This window comes from Petrimonas sp. (assembly GCF_963921705.1).
Taxonomy (GTDB): Bacteria; Bacteroidota; Bacteroidia; order Bacteroidales; family Dysgonomonadaceae; genus Petrimonas; species Petrimonas sulfuriphila.
In genome coordinates, this window is sequence record NZ_OY997410.1 from 3,296,665 (window position 1) to 3,317,438 (window position 20,774).

General features: G+C 44.4%; 14 protein-coding genes. 9 read left to right on the forward strand and 5 right to left on the reverse strand.

Going from position 1 to position 20,774, the window contains the following annotated elements; translation table 11 throughout:
• The first annotated feature begins 13 nt into the window (after positions 1 to 13).
• A complete protein-coding gene (locus AACM02_RS13935) occupies positions 14 to 562 on the forward strand; it encodes an NADPH-dependent FMN reductase (RefSeq protein ID WP_286856044.1) in 549 nt (182 codons plus the stop codon).
• Positions 563 to 573: 11 nt separating this feature from the next.
• On the opposite strand, the gene AACM02_RS13940 is transcribed toward AACM02_RS13935, so the two are convergent.
• The 5 genes from AACM02_RS13940 to AACM02_RS13960 form a co-directional block, all read right to left on the reverse strand.
• A complete protein-coding gene (locus tag AACM02_RS13940) occupies positions 574 to 1,614 on the reverse strand; it encodes a fimbrillin family protein (protein WP_339117298.1) in 1,041 nt (346 codons plus the stop codon).
• Between the two features lie 24 nt (positions 1,615 to 1,638).
• On the reverse strand, positions 1,639 to 1,821 hold the full coding sequence (locus AACM02_RS13945; protein WP_339117299.1) for a hypothetical protein: 183 nt from the start codon (positions 1,819 to 1,821) through the stop codon (positions 1,639 to 1,641).
• A gap of 517 nt (positions 1,822 to 2,338) precedes the next feature.
• Positions 2,339 to 3,748, reverse strand: a complete 1,410-nt coding sequence (locus AACM02_RS13950) for an arylsulfatase (protein ID WP_339117300.1) — start codon at positions 3,746 to 3,748, stop codon at positions 2,339 to 2,341.
• A gap of 15 nt (positions 3,749 to 3,763) precedes the next feature.
• A complete protein-coding gene (locus tag AACM02_RS13955) occupies positions 3,764 to 4,873 on the reverse strand; it encodes a DUF5009 domain-containing protein (RefSeq protein WP_339117301.1) in 1,110 nt (369 codons plus the stop codon).
• A gap of 9 nt (positions 4,874 to 4,882) precedes the next feature.
• Positions 4,883 to 5,161: a DUF4884 domain-containing protein gene (locus AACM02_RS13960; protein WP_339117464.1), complete on the reverse strand. Its 279-nt coding sequence runs from the start codon at positions 5,159 to 5,161 to the stop codon at positions 4,883 to 4,885.
• 255 nt (positions 5,162 to 5,416) lie between these two features.
• Here AACM02_RS13960 and AACM02_RS13965 point away from each other — a divergent pair, with 255 nt between their 5' ends.
• From AACM02_RS13965 to AACM02_RS14000, 8 genes are all read left to right on the forward strand, one after another.
• On the forward strand, positions 5,417 to 7,132 hold the full coding sequence (locus AACM02_RS13965) for a sodium:alanine symporter family protein (protein ID WP_339117302.1): 1,716 nt from the start codon (positions 5,417 to 5,419) through the stop codon (positions 7,130 to 7,132).
• Between the two features lie 102 nt (positions 7,133 to 7,234).
• Positions 7,235 to 7,801 carry an RNA polymerase sigma-70 factor gene (locus AACM02_RS13970; protein WP_339117303.1) on the forward strand — a complete coding sequence of 189 codons (567 nt, stop codon included), beginning with the start codon at positions 7,235 to 7,237 and terminating at the stop codon, positions 7,799 to 7,801.
• 70 nt (positions 7,802 to 7,871) lie between these two features.
• The gene (locus AACM02_RS13975; RefSeq protein ID WP_339117304.1) at positions 7,872 to 8,792 is read left to right on the forward strand and encodes a FecR family protein; all 921 of its coding nucleotides are present in this window, start codon (positions 7,872 to 7,874) and stop codon (positions 8,790 to 8,792) included.
• Between the two features lie 153 nt (positions 8,793 to 8,945).
• Positions 8,946 to 12,773, forward strand: coding sequence for a TonB-dependent receptor (locus AACM02_RS13980; protein WP_339117305.1), 3,828 nt, complete (start codon positions 8,946 to 8,948; stop codon positions 12,771 to 12,773).
• Between the two features lie 23 nt (positions 12,774 to 12,796).
• Complete coding sequence (locus AACM02_RS13985) at positions 12,797 to 14,446, forward strand: RagB/SusD family nutrient uptake outer membrane protein (RefSeq protein ID WP_321716208.1); 1,650 nt, start codon at positions 12,797 to 12,799, stop codon at positions 14,444 to 14,446.
• 177 nt (positions 14,447 to 14,623) lie between these two features.
• On the forward strand, positions 14,624 to 16,240 hold the full coding sequence (locus AACM02_RS13990) for a hypothetical protein (RefSeq protein WP_339117306.1): 1,617 nt from the start codon (positions 14,624 to 14,626) through the stop codon (positions 16,238 to 16,240).
• 62 nt (positions 16,241 to 16,302) lie between these two features.
• Positions 16,303 to 19,167 carry a glycosyl hydrolase gene (locus tag AACM02_RS13995; RefSeq protein WP_214063075.1) on the forward strand — a complete coding sequence of 955 codons (2,865 nt, stop codon included), beginning with the start codon at positions 16,303 to 16,305 and terminating at the stop codon, positions 19,165 to 19,167.
• A gap of 121 nt (positions 19,168 to 19,288) precedes the next feature.
• Entirely contained in the window at positions 19,289 to 20,767 is a 1,479-nt protein-coding gene (locus AACM02_RS14000; RefSeq protein ID WP_332456368.1) for a glycoside hydrolase family 28 protein, read from the forward strand.
• Positions 20,768 to 20,774 lie beyond the last annotated feature (7 nt).

Genomic DNA, 20,774 nt, shown 5'->3' on the forward strand with positions numbered 1-20,774 from the left:
AATTTTATTTATTATGAACAAGAAGAAGATCGCTGTTTTAATAGGCAGCTTAAGAAAAGAATCGTTTAACAGAAAAGTAGCTAATCAGCTTATACAGCTGGCTCCCGATTCCTTGGAATTAGAAATTGTAGAAATAGGGCAATTACCTCATTACAATGAGGATATAGATCAAAATCCGCCAACAGAATATGTCGATTTTCGCCGTAAAATAAAAGCTGCCGACGGCTTTTTATTTGTAACACCCGAATATAACCGATCGGTTCCAAGCGCGCTGAAAAATGCTTTCGACGTAGCCTCCAGACCTTATGGACAAAGCGTTTGGGGAGGGAAACCGGGAGCGGTTGTTAGCGTATCAATGAGTGCTATCGGTGGATTTGGCGCTAATCATATTGTACGTCAATCGATGGTTTTTCTGAATGTTCCCATGATGCAGCAACCCGAGGCGTATATCGGAAGCGCCCATACTCTTTTTGATGAAAACGGAAATCTTCTGAGTGAAGATACGCGCGATTTCCTCAAAAATTATATGGACGCATATGCCTCTTGGGTAAACACTTTCTGATCACACTTCCATTAAGGAGCGATAAAGGTCGAGTCGGTGAATTTCAACAGGTACGGACGGGGAGGAGTGGTGGACTCATCATTTTCTATTGTAGCAAACAACAAATAATTTTTCCCTGTCTGAAGACTTCTGGTGATGCTCTTGTTGACATTTGTAAGGCCGGTTATGTCTGACTGAGTCCCTGGACTTTTTAACGAAGCCAGCATTAAGTCGAATGCAGCGATGTCCGTTTTCGGAACAAACCAGAGGTAGTAGGTTCCCACTTCATCCGGAGCAAGTGTGGCTGAAGGAGTAAAAAAAGTCAAGGTTGTTGAAAACTGTTCACTCCCTCCCACATAAGTTTCTGCCGCCATATCAAACAGTGCCCCACCGTTTCCATTTAATCGGTTGATTATCCAGTTCTGACTTGGATTGGTCTGGAGGACAATTGAATGCAGATCGCTAATGGTTGCACTGCCCACATTTTTCAGGTTTAGCGTCATCATCGACCCCAGGTGCTTGAAAGAAAGTGAAATCGTTGTCATAGCCGGATCAATGACTTTTTTGCTCCATATGGAAAAGACAGTTGCCTGATCAGCTAAGGTTGCCTGATAATTAAACTGAGCCGCCGGCAAGACAGCGACAGTGGGAGTAATCGGATCCAATACACTCCCGGTAGTTATTTCACTTTTTCTACTGCTTCTGTAAGCGTATAGGGTGTATGGGTTGCCGACATCGATTCCCGCGGGAACTGTAACCGTAAATTGCGCTGTTTTTCCATCAGCGCTTACAGCAGTAACATTAGCGGTATTTTTGTCCGCAGTCCCCCCTTGTTCAAAGCAAAACTGAATTTCATCCGTCGTTTCCCACCTGAACCCAATGGCCTTAATTACTGTAGTCCCGGTTTCTTCCAGGTAAGCGCGTGTTTCAGCCGGCTCTTCAAATGACGCTGTAATGTTCAACACCTGGTTTTTCGGTTTATCCTTCACCACCGTCCCGGGCTCAATTGTTTCGTTGTTGCAGCTAGCCGTGATAAGAGCAATAGCTGCGAAGAAAAAAATTCTGAATTTCATAATTTAATAGTTTTTCAGCTAAATTTAAAGTATATCGCCGGGCATATCACCACCATTACCACCGCTTCCGGATTGCAGAAAACTTTGTTCTGTTTCAATGTCGATAACCTCAATATCGGGCGAGGTATATGTTCCCGACACACCTTCTACAGACAGAAACCCATCTTTCGGTATGATTTGTGAATTGTTGTGCAGTTTTTTTCGCATAACGATAAAATTTTAAAGGATTTGTAAAATAATTAAACATTAAATTTTCTTCGTAACAAAAACGAGCGATATATAACCTTAACGCTACTTCTTTTTCGAAAGAAAGCGATGAAGTAAAATGCCGATGTTAAACATACAATGCGTGCAGCATTTTGCGACGGTAAAAATACTACGGTACCGGACAGAAATGTTAGGACTGAATGAACATTTTTTTGTATTTTCGGATTAGCCTCAATGTTAAATTATAACTACAGAAGCACAGCTTGCATGTAACCGCCTATATATATGGCAATTATTTTCAAAAAGTTTTTTTCATAAAAAAAGCTGCAATAAAAAATCAGGGAGGAGCTTCCAAGCTATCAAAACATCATATCTAGCTGTCTTACTGCCAATTAAAAATTGATCAGTCTCTTTTTTTATAATTGACGTTTGATAAATTGACAAACCAATCATATGAATCTACACATAAATTTATGCTGTAATTGTCCAAATCCACTTCTGCTGTCCTGGTGATAAGCTAGTCATTATATAATTTCCAGGCCCGATCATCGGTTCTTGCACACTGCATGATTTTTCTCAATTCTTCTGCTTTTTCAGGATACAGTGAAATGATATTGTGATTTTCCGACGGATCGGAAGCCAGGTTATAAAGTTCAAACGTCGGGTTCTTTCGGATGCTTTGATGAATCAATTTCCAATCACTCTGAATGACGGCCTGCTTTCCATCCATTTCCAGAAACTCGAAATAGAAGAAATCGCGGCTTTTCTGTCCGTCTCTATTCAGAAACGTAGGAAGAACACTCACCCCATCAGTAGGTTTTGGGTATTCCACACCCAACAGTTCGGCAAAAGTGGGCATGTAATCCCAAAAAGCGAAGGCAAAGCTGTTTTCTTCTCCGGCCGCCACATGGCCTTTCCACGAAACAACAGTCGGCACACGGATTCCTCCTTCGTACAAATCGCGTTTGTATCCGCGGTAGATGCCGTTGCTATTGAAAAAATCGGGATCTCCCCCACCTTCGCGATGCGGGCCGTTATCACTCGTAAAAACGATCAATGTATTTTCGTAAATACCTTCGGCTTTGAGTCTTTCAATAATCTGCCCCACATACACATCAATTCGCTTTACCATAGCCGCGTGAGTAGCACGGGGATGTTCCTGTGAAGCATATCCACCTTTCCGGAACGAAGGACCATCATCTATCCCCCTATAAGGTGTTTCCGGAAATTTTCCACGAAACTGTTGAATAATGGAGTCTTCGGGAACGATCAGTTCCGCATGTGGAAGCACTATGGGAGCATAAAGAAAGAACGGGTTGCCTTTATTGTTACTGATAAAACTCAGTATTTCTTTTTGTATGAGGTCTTGCGCATAAGCTCCGGATCGTCCGTTATCGTTTTCGGGCAACTCTATTCTTTTTTGATTGCGCCACAGATGGCCGGGATAGTAGTTGTGGGCCAATCGCTGACAGTTATAACCGAAAAACTCATCCACTCCCTGATGGATTGGATCACCGGTTGATCCGGGATATCCCAGTCCCCATTTTCCAAAAGCGCCGGTTTTGTAGCCGGCATTTTTAAACAGATGAAAAAGCGTATAAGTATTTTCCGGTAACGGGAATTGACCCTCCGGATCCATCTCTTTGTTTCCACGGATAGACGCATGACCGGTATGCAATCCGGTCATCAGGCTGGCACGCGAGGGAGCACTTACGGTTGTACCGGAATAGCTCCGCGTAAACCGAGTTCCGTTAAGCGCCAGCCGGTCAATGTTCGGTGTCAGGAATTTCTCCTGCCCGAAACAGCTTAAATCACCGTAACCGAGGTCGTCGGTAATAATAAAAACTACGTTGGGTTTTGGTTGAGCAAAAACAATTCCTCCCAAAGAAAGGGCTCCTGTTGCCAACAACGATTTTAGTTGTTTCATAAGAGATCGATCCTGTTAAACCTTCAAAAAAACTTTCTTTTTATAAAGTATGTATAAGAATACCCAACCGATAGTCACGTAACCGATAGCCATGATAAACGGGGCCCATGCTTCGGGCAACAGCCCGGCAAGCCCGCCAAAGAAAAATCTATTTGCACTGTCCCATCCTATTATCCGGTTTGCCAGATAGATGGTTATGGGGTTCATCCCTATAACTACAAAGAAAAACGCCCATTTCTGAAATTTCCACACATCGATAACCAGGTAGAAAATTGCGAGCAGCAGCATACTCAATCCGCCTACCCAGCAAACGAATGAACTTGACCACAGGTTCTTGTTAATAGGGAAAACGAGGTTCCATACCTGTCCTACAATCATCAATAGAACAGCTGCTGTTGCAAGGTATAATACTTTCTTTGTTGGTTTCAGCTTAGTCATCAAGAACTCTCCGGTAAGCATACCCAGAAGCGCCGCACCAATAGCTGCAACGGTCGGCAACAGCCCTTCGTTGTCTCCTATTTCATAACAACAAAACCTACCCGGCAATAAAATCCGGTCGATATAACTGGAAATATTTCCTCTCATGGAGTAATGATCGGGATCCCCCAGGTCGGGCGCTTTAAAAAACACAAACAACAACCAATAGGAAATCAGGATCCCGCTAAGCCACAGCAACCGGATTCTCGCATTTTTAGTGTTCATAAACAGCAGTGCGGCAAACATCCAGGCTAACCCGATCCGGCCAAGCACGCTCGCGTAGCGCATATTTGCCACATCAAAATTCAATCCGTTGTTGTAAATAACCCCGATCAAGACCAAAAGCAATCCCCTTTTAAAGACATGCCTGTAAAGCGACTTCCGTCCCCCATCGATACTCAAGCGTTTCTTAGCCGAAAACGGAAAAGAAACCCCGGCAATAAACAGAAACAACGGGAAAATCATATCGTATGCATGAAATCCGTGCCATTCCACATGTGTCATTTGGTTGGCCCACCATTGTAATGCAGGGAGGCCGGTCAGCGATCCAAGCAAAACAAAAATCTCCTCCGCACCCATGATCCAGAACATATCAAACCCGCGAAGGGCATCCAATGATTTCAGTCTTTCCGGTTGTTGTTTCTCCATTATGTTTTGTTAATTTTTTCGTGTTTTGTCATAATCATCGTATGTAATCCTTACCGAATTAGTCACTCTGACAGCTGTGGAATCGTTTTTTATGCTTGTCACCTCTCCCTGGCAATTGGTAAAATACACGTACTGCCCCCTGTCGTAAAACCTATAAACCTTACAGCCATCGTGCTCGAACAAATAATCAACCTGATACGACTGGTTATTAACGGGAATTTCCGTAGAAACAGGAAGACGATAAAGCGAAGAACAGCAATATATTACACTTGCAAGTGCAATCAACATCAGGATTTTAACAAAGGTCTTCATTTTGCAAGCAAGTAAAAATACAAGTACGATTACTCTTGCAAAGATAAAAACTTTGGTTTATAATGATCCAAAATTTCTTTATATTTTCTTAAGTCTTTTGGCCGGTCTTTTAATGAAATATGTATATTTGCGAAACATTTGGCGTCACTCACTAAACCGGTTGCCGTGAAAGACGGTTAGCAGGGTAACATTATACTCGCGAAAGATGGCTATTAAAAACCACCTTATCATATGCAACAAATAAACGACTTCTTGATTACCCTGCATAACTACATCGGAGGAAACTACTGGTTTATTTTTCTCCTGTTGGGAACGGGTACCTTTTTTACTGTTTACCTCCGGTTTCCCCAGATCAGGTATTTCCGCCATGCCATTAAAATAGTAAAAGGCAAGTACGATAAATCAACAGACAAAGGAGACACCTCCCATTTTCAGGCACTGGCGACAGCATTATCCGGAACCGTGGGAACGGGAAACATTGCAGGAGTAGCTCTCGCCGTTCACTTGGGAGGGCCCGCCGCCATCTTCTGGATGCTGCTTACGGCTTTTCTTGGGATGTGTACGAAATTCGTGGAGGTAACGCTATCTCATAAGTACCGTGATTTCGACGAAAAAGGCATGGTAGCCGGAGGCCCGATGTATTACATGAAAAAACGGCTTAACATTTCCATAAAAAACAGATACCGGATAAAAACCGGTTATTGGATGGGCGGTTTTTTTGCCGTAGCCACCATTCTTTCATCCTTTGGATCGGGAAGTTTACCGCAGATAAACAGCATATCCAACTCCGTTTTCGCAACTTTTGGCATCAAGCACGTCATTACGGGAGCCATCATGGCTTTTTTCCTTGCCCTGATCATTATTGGTGGGATCAAACGGATTGCCAAGGTTACCGAACGGTTGGTTCCGTTTATGGCCATCTTTTACTTTGTGGGAGCATTAGCTGTTATCTTGTTTAATTACCAGAATATAATCCCCTCCTTCGCCTCTATCTTTCTTGACCTGTTCACGGGAACAGCTGCTACGGGAGGATTCTTAGGTGCGGGATTTGCTTTTGCTTTCAACCAGGGAGTAAACAGGGGGTTGTTTTCCAACGAATCCGGACAAGGCTCGGCACCCATTGCCCACGCTGCTGCCAAAGCGCATGAACCCGTTTCAGAAGGGATGGTGGCTATTCTGGAACCCTTTATCGACACGATCATTATATGTTTCTTGACGGGACTGGTATTGTTGTCATCTGGGGTGTGGAAAGAGAAACTGCCCAACCAGTTTCAGAAAACGGATATTGAAGTCTTGACAGCGCATTACAGTGAAAATAAACCGTCCGATGTCTCGCGTCTGGAGAATCACCTCAACCAGACAGCCAGACTTCCCCTTTTTAGCGGAAAGCTGGACATTAAAGACGGTCAGTTGCAGGAAAATGTATCCATCATCCATGCTCGTTCATTGGCCAGTGAGGTGGTGGTCCTGGAATCAGGGCAACCTTTCACGGGCCGGATCGATGTTGTAAATGGAAAAGTGACAACCACCCCCTATAATGTAACGTTCCGTGGGAACTCACTTATCCACAGTGCCCCGCTTACAACAGCCGCGTTCAGCAAGAGCTTCTTCGGCGATTTTGGAAAATACATCGTTTCTATCGGCTTGCTTTTGTTTGCCTTTTCCACGTCCATTGCCTGGTCGTATTACGGAGACAGGGCTGTAACTTATCTTTTCGGAGCCAATTATGTACTGATTTACCGCATAGTTTTCGTGATCGCCTTCTTTTTTGCGTCGTTTACCGATACTACTATCATCTGGAACGTGTCGCTACTCACGGTAGCGTTTATGGCCATTCCCAATCTTTTCGGCCTGCTGGTGTTACACAGGGAAGTGAAATCAACGATAAAAGGCTATTGGAAAGGATTCCGGCAAGAATATCCCGATGAAAAAACACCGGAAAAGTGACTTGTCTTTGAATTTGTTGGCCTGATCCTAAACAATATTTTTATCAAATAATTTCAATAGACAGTTTTTTGTGCCTATTTTTGCTTTATAAATTCAGGACTGATGAATTCTTTCTCTTCCGTACAACATTTCAATAATTTGTTTAACGAATATTATGATCGTTTTATTCGTTTCGCATGGGGATATGTAAAAGAGAAACAGGTTGCAGAAGATTTTGTATCGGAAGCTTTTACAACGTACTGGGAGAACAAGGAAGACCTTTTACCGGACACAAAGCCTCATGCTTACATTTTGTCTATAATTAAAAATAAATGCATCAATTATTTACAACACCTCCAGGTGCGTCAACGTGCCGAGAAAGAAATAAACGACCACGCTGAATGGCTATTATCTACACGAATAAATACCTTACAGGCCTGCGATCCGGATTTCATTTTTTCAGACGAAATACAGAAAATTGTAGAATCCACCCTTAACAAATTACCCCAGAAAACACGCCAAGTATTTATTTTAAACCGATATCAGGGCTTATCCTACAAAGACATTGCCAACCAAATGGATTTGAGCACTAAAGCTATAGAATTTCATATGTCAAAAGCCTTGGCCCAACTTCGCTTTTCGTTAAAAGACTTCATTCACTTGTTGCTTTTTTTATTTTATTTTCAATAAAAAATACATTTTCCGTTAGGGTAATTCACTCCTGAACTGTTATACATATACAGGATAAAGAAACTAACGCGTGAACAAAGAACTTTTATACCGTTTCTTCGAGGGGAATGCTTCGGTTAATGAAGAAAAACAGATAAAGCAATGGCTTGATGCTTCTGAAGCCAATCATCGTGTATTCTTTCAAGAACGAAAAGTCTATGATGCAATCTTATTAACCACACGAGGGACCTCATTAAAACAAAAAAGGAAGGTTTTGCTGTCGCCATGGGCAACAGGAGCTGCAGCGGCTATAGCCCTGCTGCTCATCGTTAGCGGATTATACTTGCTCATCGGGAAAGATTCAACCGGACCGTACAACACCCTATTTGTACCGCCCGGCCAACGTATCAACCTCATCCTTGCCGATAATTCTAACGTATGGCTCAATTCGAATACCGAATTTCGCTATCCGTCCTCATTTTCAAAGAAAAACCGAACGGTATACCTGAACGGTGAAGCCTATTTCGATGTTAGCAAAAACGAAAAAAAACCGTTTATAGTAAAAACCGGCCAGGGGGATGTACGTGTTACCGGCACATCGTTTAATGTTGAAGCATACTCGCGATTCAATTCTTTCGAAACGAGTCTTTTTGAAGGAGGTGTGGAGATTTACAAAAATGAGGTTAAACTCGCGGCTTTAAAACCAAACGAAAAAGCAGTTCTGAGCAACAATGGATTATTAGTTGTGTCAAAAATAGAAGATACCGACGAATACCTCTGGAGAAACGGCCTGATCGCATTTAATAATAAACAGTTAGAAGAGATTCTGTTATCCCTCGAAAAATATTTCGATATAAAAATTCAAATCGATTCGAAAAAGTTACCGCAACACACATACACTGGAAAATTCCGTCAATCCGACGGTGTTGATTATGCATTGCGGGTGCTGCAAAGAAGCATCCGGTTCACTTACGAAAGAAACGAAGAAACAGGAACAATTTATATAAGATAAAACGTACTAAAACACGTGAGCCTATGAGATAAACGAATTACAGACCACCTGGAAAACAAGAATCGGCAAGCGCTGCAACGCTCACCGATTATGCGTTTTCGTCAACACAACCAAGAAATATTCAATGTATTAACTAAAAACAATTACAAATGTATGAAGAAAAACTATTCATTGGGTAATCATTTAACCGAAAAAGTGCCCATTAAACATTTTTTATTGATTATGCGAACAACCTTTATTTTATTGTTTACCTGCATCTTTTGCTCTATGGCCGAAATGAGCTACACTCAAAATGCCAGGGTGACGATCAATAAACGAAACGTAACACTCAAAGAAGTATTAAACGAGATTGAAAAGCAAACCGATTATCTGTTCATCTACAGCGACGAGGTAGATACGAACGAGAAGGTATCGGTAAAATCCAAACAACAAGCTGTTTCCAATGTACTCCATGCACTTTTAAAAAATAAAGACGTCAATTATGCGTTGGAAGGCAATCACATCCTCCTCTCCAAGAGAGCAGAAGGAGTAGAAGAAGGACTTGCCGATGCACAGCAGCAGAAAAGGAAAATTACCGGGACAGTGGTGGATAATGCAGGCATACCTGTAATTGGCGCAAATATCCTGGAGGTAGGCACCACCAACGGAAACATTACGGACATAGATGGCAACTTTTCCTTAACTGTAGCGAACGACGCGGTAATCACCATTACCTATATCGGCTACCTGAATCAAACAATCCAAACTGCAGGCAAATCCAATTTCAACATCATCCTGATGGAAGACACACAAGCGTTGGATGAAGTGGTGGTGATTGGATACGGTACTGCCAAAAAGAAGGACTTAACCGGAGCAATCTCCGCCGTTGACGGTTCAATCGTATCCTCTCAGTCGGTATCTACGGTATCCCGCGCTCTTGAAGGCGCTGTAGCAGGCTTGCAGGTTTCTTCTGTAGACGGCCAGCCCGGTATGGATATGGGTATACGTGTACGCGGTGTGGGATCGGCAAACCTAAACAGTTCCGTAGCGCTGGTTGTGATTGACGGAGTGCCCGCGCAAAGCGACAACCCACTGTCAACCATCAATCCGAACGATATTGAAAGTATTACCGTATTAAAAGATGCAGCATCTACGGCACTATACGGTTCCCGTGGTGCAAACGGTGTGGTGCTTGTCACTACCAAGAGGGGAAAATCAGGTAAAACCAATATCTCATTTTCTGCCAAAGCAGGTTTCAATTCCGTGGGACCGTTTGACTTGGGAAAGATCGATAACGCAAAAGATTTTTATGAATTTGCATGGAAATCGATTTATAACTCATACCGTTATGGGGTAAACGGTACAGGACAACCGCAAAACTGGACCACCAATGTAAACAACCCCAATTATTCACATGAGCAGGCCGCAGAATTTGCCAGCCAGCATCTGTTCAACTACATTAATTCAGAATCAACCTTTGGGACAAATCGATTTGGAAACTACATGGCATACCGCGTACCGGGTGCAGTCTACGTCAACGAAACAAACGGAAGCGGAATTCCCGCCAAAACAATGACGGGTGCCTATCTGGTAGGCACCGACGGACGATTGAATCCCCAAGCTGAACTTCTGTATAACGACACATTCGACAAAGTACTGTTAAACGAGAACTTCAGGCAGGAATACAATATTTCAGCCAACGGAGGAACCGATAAGGTTGATTATTACGTATCTCTTGGTTACCTGTCTGACCCTTCTTATATCAGCAATTCAAAATTTGACCGGTTCAGCGGCAGATCAACCATAAACTCTCAGCTATTCAAATGGTTAAAAGTAGGAGCCAATGTTGGGTTTTCCAGAACTTCCACTGACAAAATGGGTACCACCTGGGGAAGAAACGCCGGCTCTAACCAAGGGAACGTATTTAGGTTTATCAACGGGTTTGCCCCCATTGTTCCCGTATATGCTTACAACGAAGACGGCAGTTACAGAACTCATCCCGAAGATGGCACAATATACAATTCCACGGCAGGAAGCACCTATTCACCAATTGGAGAAACAGGCGCATTGTATGGAAGCACCAACATCGCCTATGCGATGGAAAATGACAAATGGCAGGATGTGGCTGACATGCTTACTACCCGATCATATGCTGAAATCAGTTTCTTGAATGATTTTAAATTTTTGGTGAACTTCTCGTTTGACAAGAACAATATTTCTCAGGTAAGATACGCCAATAGCGTAACCGGAGCGGCAAAGGACCAAGGAGGGATTTACAGGAGGCTGACTAACCAAACCATCATCAATACCCAGGAGATCCTGACTTATAACAAAGACTTTGACAAACACCATGTGGATGCCATGGCTGCACACGAATTCAATGACTGGAGAAATGAAGGCATTAACTGGGGATCCAGCTATGAATTGATCCCGGGATTTTTGGGTTCTGGAAACTTTGTAGGCCGATACGTCAATGCCAGAGGATTTGGAGGACCCGGATACGGAGACGACATTGAAAGAATGGAGAGTTACCTGGGCCGTGCCAATTACATCTACGACGAAAAGTACTACCTCTCCACTTCGATCCGTCGTGACGGTTCATCCAAGTTCAAGAAAAACAGGTGGGGTACATTCTGGTCGTTGGGTGCCGGTTGGCGCGTAACGTCCGAACCCTTCATGATGGGGACCAAAAACTGGCTGGACAACCTGAAATTGAGAACGAGCTACGGGGTAATCGGTAACTCCAATGCAATTGGCCGCTACAGCGGTTACAGGACCTGGGGCTACGGAGCGAGGTACACCGAAACATCAGCGGGTACGGGTACACCCAATGCCTATACAATGAGCGTAGGTGGTTTTGTGAACGATGCATTGACTTGGGAAAACACAAAGACTTTTGACGTAGGAATTGATTTCTCCTTGTTTAACCGGGTGCACGGTACCGTTGACTACTACAACCGACTTACCGACAACACATTCTACAACCAACAGGTGAACTTTATGGCAGTTGGTCAGGAATCACTCCAATCCAACAGTGCAGCATTGCAGAACAACGGTTTTGAAGTAGAACTCGGGGTGGATATCATTCGCAGAAAAGACTTCTCCTGGACTATTTCTACAAACGGAACACACTACGCCACTACGTTAAAAGATGTACCGGCAGGTTCTATTCCGGAATATACTCCGGGTTTACCTCCCTATACCTACGAAGCTAACGGTGAAGGATGGTCAGCCAGCGGTGCTGGCAATGCGGCCAGCGGACAATACTACCTCAGAGGAGTAGGAAGAGACTGGTATAACTTGTGGATTTATAAGTATGGAGGTGTAGACCAGGAAACAGGGCTGCCTTTATTCTATCACAAAGTAAGCGAAAAGGATGTTACAGATGGCAAGTATCCCGGTGCAAAAGTGGGTGACGATGTCAAGACCAAGAATTACAACGAGGCTTCGAAATATGAAGTGGGCAGTGCCATTCCAACATGGATTGGCGGTTTTTCTACGACAATTAATTATAAAGGATTTGATTTGAGCGCCATGGCAGCATACCAATTGGGTGGTAAATTCTACAGCGTAGAATATGGAAACGGCCTTTACAGAAGCAGTTATTACTTAAGGTACAATATCGGCGTCCTTTCAGAGGAATTGATCAACAACACCTGGACTCCTGAAAACAAAAATGCCAAATTCCCGATGCAATGGTACGGGGCGGATAATTACGACGGTTCAACCTTCGGTTCATGGAAATATACCGACATGGCCCTCTTCTCTGCATCCTATTTAAGGCTGAAGAATATCACATTAGGATATACATTGCCGGGTAAACTGCTGTCGAACTACCAAATCAGCAAGTTGCGCCTCTTTGTCTCTGCAGATAACATGTTTATGATCTCTGCGGCTAAGGGTGTTGACCCCAGTATGTCATTGACCGGTGGAATGGAAGTAGGTGCCTATACCTATCCTACCATGCAGACCGTATCATTTGGTGTAAATGTTGAATTATAATTAAACGCTATTAATTTTTGAAAATGATGAAAAAGATATTTCTATATTTTTTATTGATGGGTTTTCTGTTTTCCGCATGTGAAGACAGCTTGGAAGTTGCCCCACCCAATAACCTCACAGACGAAATGATCCAGGAGATCCTGGCTTCCGGAGACGAAGAAAGGATTAAACTGATAATGGGCGGATTGGTGGAAACACTGGATGCCAATTTCAGGCTGGCCGGTGATTATTCTGGATTTAGCAGTAATCCGACAAATCCCCTTACCAACCAGGATCTGTTTGGCAATCTTAGGGGAAATGATATTGTATTGGGAGAAGCCACATTGGGAAGTACCGGCACATATGAAACATATTATAACATAGATGCCAGCTTTGAACCATGGAAAGCCGACAGTAGGGGTACTACTTACACCTGGTGGTTATTGGCAGCAACTCCCCATACCAATGCAAACAAGGTGCTGGCCTATCTGGATAAACAAACCGTTGAACAAAGCGGCAGCAAATCGCTGAAGGATTATCGGGCACGGGCACTGACCGTTCGTGCATATGGATATATGTTGCTGATGGAAAGATTTCAAAAAGCATACTTACATGGAGGTAAAGAAGGAAAAGGAATGCCGATCTATACCGAATATGGAGTGAATACCCCTGTAGCCCCTGCATCTGCCACCGAAACCTACGACTTCATCAAAGCGGATCTGAAAGAAGCTGCTCAACTTTTTGCGGAGTCTCAAATCGGAAATGCGAGCGATGGATTTACCACTGACAAGCCAAACGATATCGACCGTGGAGTAGCACTCTTCTTTCTTGCCCGCACATCGCTCTGGACAGGCGATTATGCTACCTGTATCACAGCTACCCAGGAGATTTTGAATAAATATCCCAATTTTATTGCTGAAGAGTATTACGGCATTGATAACTCCCGTGTAAGCGCCTTAGCCGCAGGTACGGATGATGTGAGAGCCAACGACAATGCATTCAGCAGCCTCAGCAGAAATCCTGAAACCATCTTGGGCTGGGTTGACGGAAACGGAGCTCAAACCTATCAGTTTAGCAATTTCAACTGCTTTCTGGAAGGCAACGGAGGTTTAAGTGCATACCATATGCGAATAGACAACAGGTTGTATGAAAAGATGGATGACAACGATTACCGTAAAAGCAGGTTTATTACAACACCGGTAGCCTATACTTATCCTACGGACAATAGAGAAAGGGTGCTTCCCAAATACACCAACCTGAAATGGGGTGCTACCATTGCCAAACAGCATAACGTCAGGAACAATCAACTAAACTGTGACTATACCTATATCCGTTCTTCGGAAGTATTGTTGATGCTGGCTGAAGCACAGGCTCTTGCCGGCCAGGAGGGTGCTGCAAAAGCAACGCTTAACAAATTACTTGCCGCAAGAACAAAAGAGGGTTCACCGACATTGACGTGTGACAATTACTCGTCTATGGCTGGCCTTTCTGTGCTGGATATGGTCAAACTGCAGTGGAGGATCGAAATGTGGGGAGAGAACGGGCTTGAATATTCCAACAGCAAACGCTGGAACGTAGATATTGACCGTAACGGATCAACGGTTCACTGGTCATCTGGAAAAATCTACAAAGTGGAACATATGACCTATGAAATCCCTATTCAGGAGACCTCTACAAACCCGAATTGGTTCTAAATTCTATGTTCTCATAAATTTTCTAATTAATAAAGAGGGTAGAGATTTCTTAATCCCTACCCTCTTCATTCTAAAATTATCTGATTTGTGCAATTCCTCGAATCAGATCCGGTATTTTTTGTAACAATTTCAAAACACCTTTATCATCCGGGCAGTACTATGCAAAAAAAATATATCGTGTGCTTTTTGGTATCCTGGGGCATACTTCTATCGTTACAAGTTAATTCAGCTGAACCAGAAAGGAGATACCGGATTATTCACAACAACGACGGAAGTGATGCTCTGGGCAATTATTGGTTCCACAAACGGCCCCTCACTGTGCATGATGTGAATGCTTACGTCGACATGGTCAGCCATTCACAAGTGACTACCTACATGATGTGCACAGGCAGCGATTTTTTTTATTACCGCTCAAAGCATGGCCGTATATTGGGTGATGATCTTGACGGAAAGCTGGATTGTGGTAATGACACGGCTGCTACCCATCATTACAAAAGTTTTTACCTAAACCACCTGAATCTCGAAAAAGATGGTACTGATCTGATTGAAGCATCACTTAAACGAGCTAAGATGCACGGTATGGAAGCTTTTATCACCTACAGGATGAACGATCTTCATTTTAATGATACTACGTCCAATTGCCCCATAACTTATCCCGAATTCTGGTATACACATCCTGAGTTTTGGACCAACGATGACACCCCCGGATTAAATGGTTCCAGGGCATTGGATTTTGCACATCCGGAAGTACGTGCCCATAAATTGGCGATCATTACCGAGCAACTGGAGAGATATGAGATGATTGACGGATTGGATCTGGATTTTATGCGTTTCATCGTCTATTTTAAACAAGGCGAAGGAAAGAAAAACGCTTTCCTGATGACCGAACTGATGAAAGAGGTAAAAGTCAAAGTGGATGAACTCTCTGAAAAAAGAGGAAAAAAAATACTCCTTTCCGTCAGGGTACCGCTCACGGTCCGGGATTGCCTTGACAAGGGGCTCGACATCCAGGAGTGGATCCGTCTGGGGTTGGTCGACTTCATAACCATCGGAGTGCACTGGCGTGGCAACCCTTCCCTTCCGGTTGCACAATTTATCAAAGAACTGGGATCAACAACTGTCCCGGTCTATGCAACCATCGATGACGGAGGGTACAAACCTCGAGAGACCTTTTCGCACGGCATGTTCAGGGGAATGGCTTCCCATATCTTATCGCAGGGTGCCGATGGTATTTATCTTTTCAATCATTACTATGGAGCTTTTAACTCAACTTACCAAGGATTGTTGCACCTTGAAGAGGGAGGCCAGGTATGCCGGGTTATCTCACCTCATCTTATTCAGGAACTGGGATCCCCGGAGACACTTGCCTACAGGAACAAGATCTATTGCCTCTCCGATGGTGTAACCGAATATGGCATCAAACACATCTCCTCCTTACCCTTGGAGGTAAGATCCGATGATTTCTCCAAAGCCGAAATTTTTATTGGGGATGATCCCGGAAAGACCGTTCCCGAAGAGGTGATACTCTTTGTCAGGAGCAGTAAGCAGGCATCCTTTACATTAAAAGTCAACGGCAGGGACATAACCCATTCGGCGCCGGATTATGTCTCACTTTATGACAAAGGCAGGGGACTGATGGAAGGAGAATGCCAGTATGCATTTGTCCTACCCGTAGAAAGTATTCAACAGGGATACAATACCGTCGCTTTCCACGCAGCAGACTCATCTCTCCTGGTGAAACGTGTGGAAATCGCACTTAAATACGGAGATGTAAAAACACACGGATATTTTTAACGAACCTACAACCAAAAAAAATAAACAGTTTCAAAAACAACTCGAATAGTATTAAAAACAATATGGACAGACGATCTTTTATCATTCGTAGTGCGGCACTTTCCGCCGGTCTTGTAGCCACTGGGGGTGTTTCCCTGTTGGGATCCGACACACTTGTGGATACAAACGGAAAGCGTAGAGCCAATATCTATACCACATTTAAGAATCCGGATGCCAAATACCATCCTTTCGTCAGGTGGTGGTGGAACGGAAACAAAGTAGAAAAAAAAGAGATTATCAGAGAGTTACGCCTGTTGAAAGAAGCGGGTGTGGGTGGGGTTGAGATCAACCCTATCGACTTCCCTTCAACAGGAGATGATCTCGGCATCAAATCGATACGGTGGCTCAGTGACGAATGGATCGACCTGTTGCAGGTTACCTTCAATGAAGCTAAAAAACTGGATATGACCTGTGATCTGATCGTAGGTTCAGGTTGGCCTTTCGGTGCAGAAACGTTACCCCATGACGAGCGTGCCCAGGTGGCACTGATACTCGCTGAGGAATTGGAAGGGCCAATGGACTATGAAGTCTCGCGTTACCATATTTTCAACGAGACGGATCCCGGAGTTACTGACACCTTTCCGGGCAGGACTTTTGAAATTCTTTCCCTGAAAATGGTTCCTGAACCCATGGAGAGTCTCGACCAGGTGATTGAATTATCGGACCAGCGGCATGAAGAACTTATCCAGGTTAAGGTGCCGGAAGGGAAGCATGTCTTTTATGCCTTGGTGAAAGTCAACTCCTTTGCCTCTGTGATCAACGGTGCACCCGGTGCTGCAGGGCCTATCCTGAACCATATGGACAAGGAAGCCGTAAAAAAGTACCTGAATCATATGTCCGACACCATCCAGAAAAAAACCGGCCCACTCTCCAACCACCTGAGGGCCTTCTTCACCGATTCGATGGAATTGGAGGGCTGTAACTGGAGTGCCGATCTCGCAGACGAGTTCAGAAAGAGAAGAGGTTACGACCTGATGCCCTATCTCCCTTTTACCATGTTCAAGGTCGGACGGCTGGGGGCTGTGGTGGATGAGAATTATGGCGTAAAGAAAAGTCCGGAGTTTGAAGAGATAATCCGTCGTGTCCGCTTTGACTTTGAATATACAAAGGCTGAATTGCTGTATGAACGTTTTACCCAAACCTACCTGGAGTGGTGTCGTGAACAAAACGTAAAATCAAGGGCTCAGGCCTACGGCAGGGGATTCTTCCCGTTGGAGACAAGCTTGGGGTACGACATCCCGGAAGGAGAATCGTGGACCACCAACTGGCTCCGCCACAAGCTCGGAGAAGAGATGTCGGATGAGGATTATCGCCGGGGGCGTGGTTATACCATGATCAACAAGTATGTTTCCTCCGCAGCACACCTTACCGGCAAACGATTGATCAGCTGTGAAGAGATGACCAACACTTACCTTGTTTTTAATGCTACATTGGAATTACTAAAAATAGGTTCGGATCAGGCAATCATGTCGGGGATTACCCATTCCATATGGCACGGATTCAACTATTCACCCCCGGAGGCACCCTTCCCGGGGTGGGTACAATACGGCTCCTACTATAACGAAAACAACAACTGGTGGCCCTATTTCAAGTACCTGAATCGCTACAAGGCCCGTATCTCATCTTTGTTACAGCATGCCGACATGTATACCGATATAGCCATACTGCCGGCCAACTACGACATGTGGGGTGAGATGGGTGTACAGACAGATCCCTTCCCCGAAAAACTGAATATCCCCTACACTTCCATCATCTGGGAATCTATCAATAAGAATGGAGGAGCAGCCGATTATGTAACCGAAAAAATCATTCAAGAGGCAAAAATTGAAAAAGGAAAACTCTGCTACGGACCCAAAAAGTACGGCATTTTGTTTTTGCCGGAGGTGAAGAGTATGTTTCCCGACACCTTGGCCAAGCTCTACGAGTTTGTCCGCGGGGGAGGAAAAATATTCGCTATTGAGTGCCTGCCAGAGAAATCATTGGGCCTGCACAATTACAAGGAGAACGACAAAAAGGTAAGCGCCTGGACGGATAAACTTCGTGCATATTCCGACCGCTTTGTCCTGACTCCCAAACCGGATGATCTCCGCTACCTGGAGTGGTATACCGGCTTACAGCAAAAATACCAACTGCCCCATTACCTGGAAATCAGCCGGCCCGACCGTTATCTGATGCAGACTCGTTATCAGGCAGATGACAAAAGTGAGATCTTCTTCTTCTCCAATGCTCACAAGCATGAAAACAGAGACACCCGGATCACTTTCTCCAAAGAAATTACCCGGGGACGTAATCCCTGGATACTGGATCCCGAGACGGGTAAATCGTATCGGTTGAAGCTTGATGGCAATAGCCTGCAATTAAACCTGGGGCCGGCAGAGTCCCGCATCATTGTCTTCAACAAAGAGCGGAAAGGTGAATATTGGGAAGAGCTGCCCTTGAATCACCCGGCCGCACAGTTCCTAAACAACAACTGGGAGGTGGAGCTCCGCCACAGCCGGGAGAAGTGGGTGAAGAGCACACAAATGGAAACATTACAGGATTTAAAAGATACCGAGCATGTCCGTTTCACCGGCACTGTGGTTTACAAGAAACGAATCCAGATTCATAAGAAAGGAGCCATTCTGAATCTGGGAAAGGTATCCGGTGTATCCGAACTGTTTGTCAATGGGAAATCACAAGGAGTAAAATGGTACGGTAACCGTATTTACAAGCTGGGTGATGATGTAAAAACCGGAGAGAATGAAATCGAGGTGCATGTCATCACAACCATGGGTAATTATATGCAGGCATTAACTGACAACCCCACTGCCCAGAAATACACGAACCGGAAAGGCAGGGAACAGGAAATCCAATCGATGGGACTGGTTGGACCTGTTACAGTTTATTAATCATTAGCAAATAAATACGTGATTAAAGCGAATTCACTAAGGTTAGGCTATTCCTCTCCATGGCATAAAGGGACAGTTTCATGTAGCCTAACGTAAAACATAAAACATAAAATATAAACAAATGAAAAGAATAAAAACTGTTTTTCTGACACTTGCGGTATTTTCTATTTTGCATCTATCAGCCGCTGAATACAAAGCATCATACTTTGGTATTAAGTCCAACGGCACCACGTTAAACACCACCTCTATTCAGAAGGCTATCGATTACATCCACGAAAAGGGAGGCGGCACACTGGTTTTCTATGTGGGGCGCTACCTGACCGGCACCATCGAATTGAAATCGAATGTGCATATTGTGCTCCGGGAAGGGGCCATACTGGTAGGATCAACCAACATATACGATTACAACATCGAAGAACCCATTTTTATGCCGGCATTGGTGTACGCCAACAAGGCAAGCAACATCTCCATAACCGGGAAGGGTGTGATTGACGGGCAGGGAGCCGAGGTGGCTTACAACTTGGTTGACCAGGTCCACAAGGGGATTGTTGAGGACAAGTTACAATTAGACCGTCCTGCAACCAGACGGCCAGGCGGTATTTATTTCCGGGAGTGTAACCATGTATCCATTAGCGGAATTACCATTAAGAACACCGCTTTTTGGGTTCAAACGTACGATCAGTGCGAGAATTTGCGAATTGACGGGATCACGGTAGACAGCAAAGTATTCTGGAACAATGACGGGCTGGATATTGTCGACTGCAAGGACGTAGTAGTGAGCAACTCTTTTATCGATGCTTCGGACGATGCCATCTGTTTCAAATCGCACGATAAAACCAAACGATGTGAGAATATCGAGGTGCGTAACTGCGTAGCCCGTTCAAGTGCCAACGGCATCAAATTCGGGACGGTCACTTCGGGCGGATACAAGAACATCCGCATCATCAACAACAAAGTATACGACACTTTCCGTTCCGCTTTTACTATTGCCACTCCCGATGGAGGAAAGGTGGAAGACATCTTTGTGGACAGCCTTTACGCTTATAATACCGGGAATGCTATTTTCTTACGTATCGGAACACGCTGGAATAAAGACAAACAAGGAACCATTGATAATGTTACCATCCAGAACATGTATGCGGAAATTCCTGCCACCAAACCGGACGCCGGCTACGGATACGAAGGACCGATCGAAGACCTTCCCCGCAACGTATCTCCCGCCGTCATATACGGTATCCCGGGAGTAGACATCAACAACGTGACCCTGCGCAATATCGAAATTGTGTACCCCGGCGGCAGCAATCCGAACTATGCCTATCGCGGTACTAAACCCGCAGACCTGGACAGTATCCCGGAATTGATTGACTCCTATCCGGAATTTTCCAACTGGAAGGAATTGCCGGCATGGGGGCTCTATGTACGTCACGCCAGCAATCTCACCTTGGAGAATGTGACTTTCACTGCCAAAGAGAAAGATTACCGTCCCGCCGTTGTGTTTGACGACGTAAAAGGAGCTACATTGTCCAGAATGCAATACAATGTTCCGGGCAGAGGAAAAGATCTCATCCGTCATAAATCAACCCGTATCATTCAAAAATAAGCTTAAA